Source organism: Aurantimonas sp. A2-1-M11 (assembly GCF_036549475.1).
Taxonomy (GTDB): Bacteria; Pseudomonadota; Alphaproteobacteria; order Rhizobiales; family Rhizobiaceae; genus Aurantimonas.
The window spans coordinates 1-1,451 of the sequence record NZ_JAZHLI010000189.1 but is presented as its reverse complement, the minus strand read 5'-3'; the positions used below and the strand labels follow the sequence as shown (position 1 = coordinate 1,451).

The 1,451-nt window shown below is 64.3% G+C and carries 1 protein-coding gene and 2 pseudogenes; 1 reads left to right on the top strand and 2 read right to left on the bottom strand.

The window, feature by feature from the left end; translation table 11 throughout:
* Window positions 1-409: 409 nt before the first annotated feature.
* Together VQ042_RS25535 and VQ042_RS25530 are read right to left on the bottom strand one after the other, a co-directional pair.
* Window positions 410-772 (bottom strand): annotated as a pseudogene (locus tag VQ042_RS25535) (recombinase family protein); the annotation flags it as partial.
* Window positions 759-944, bottom strand: coding sequence for a hypothetical protein (locus VQ042_RS25530; protein ID WP_331823041.1), 186 nt, complete (start codon window positions 942-944; stop codon window positions 759-761). The gene VQ042_RS25530 and the pseudogene VQ042_RS25535, both read right to left, overlap by 14 nt.
* Before the next feature lie 312 nt (window positions 945-1,256).
* Between VQ042_RS25530 and VQ042_RS25525 the strand changes: the two are divergent.
* A pseudogene (locus VQ042_RS25525) lies at window positions 1,257-1,451 on the top strand (transposase domain-containing protein); the annotation flags it as partial.

Below are 1,451 nucleotides of genomic sequence, written 5' to 3'. Positions count from 1 at the left end.
ATCTTTCTTCATGGCGTTGCTCTCCGAAGTGGATTCGACACCCCGAGCCTACCGGCTCAAGGCGGGCAACGCCGCCACTTCAGAAGTTCAACATCGATCGGGACATCCCCGCCTTCGTCCCGCTGCAGGGTGAGCGAGCCGGATGCGGTGACCGAGAAGGAGCCGGCACAGCGGGTTGAGATCGTTGCCGGGTGATGTTGTCATCCGGCTGTGCGGGCGACGCATTGCCGAGATTGTCAGAGCCTTGGAGGTGCGCCGGTGATCGTCCCGGGCCAGCACATGCCGATCGTGATCGCGACGCGCCCGGTGGACTTTCGGCGACCCCGTCCAGATCGATCACGCGCGCCTCAACCAGGCCGCACAACTCGAGGAGGCGATGCCAGTCGTGTCCGTTGCGGGAAAGCCGANCGTCCAGATCGATCACGCGCGCCTCAACCAGGCCGCACAACTCGAGGAGGCGATGCCAGTCGTGTCCGTTGCGGGAAAGCCGAGATGCATCGAAACAGAGCACGGCTCCGACCTTGCCTGTGCACAAGTCGGCCACCAGCCGTTCGAACCCGGGTCGCGCCATGGTGCCGCTGGCAGAACGGCCGAGATCGTCATCGATGACCTCGACCTCGCGGAATCCCCACCGGCGCGCGACATCGACGAGTTCATACTGCCGTCGCTGGCTCTCGAGGTTGGTCTGGACTTGCGCCTGGGTCGACTGGCGCACATAGACGACTGCTTTCCGCTTCAGCACCGCGACCGGCAGATGATCACTGCTCGTCATCATCGTCCTCCTCGGTCGCTGCGGCGCCCGCGGCGGCCGTCAGGAGGGTCGCCAGCCGAACGACCACGATGCTTCGTTCGGACAGGCTCAGCCCCCGTAGGTTCAGCGAGTCCAGCGGCATGCTGAGCTGGCGCGCCAGCACAGGCAGCTTCGAGGGTGGCAGGGTCTTCATTTTGTACCTCCTGGATGGTGTTCGAGCCGTCCGGAGAACTTTGCCTGAAACCGCGCTGGATCAGGATGTTGTGAATCTCAGTGAGCCCGCCAATCGAAACGCGCGGCCTGCCCATCTCCATACCGGCGCAGGCGACGGGATCCAGCATCCATGCGGCGACCACCATGACCTCGCCGGGCTTGATCTCGACCCGAATGATGCGGCCAGTGGCGCGTTCTTCGCTGCCCTCCTGCCGAAAACGTCGGCCATGAAAGGGATGCCACCGGTAATGAACCTCTACGAATTGCCCGATATGGGCAGAATGACCCTGCGATTGCTCTCGGCCGCAAGTCATGGCTCTTCGCAGGCTCAGATCGCGGCGCCGATCGCTGCGCCGATCGCTGCGCCGATCGCTGCGCCGATCGCTGCGCCTTCATGCTGACGCTGATTGCGACGGCCAAGCTCAACGACATCGATCCGCAGGCCTGGCTCGCCGACGTCCTCGCGCGCATCGCCGACACCCCCCAA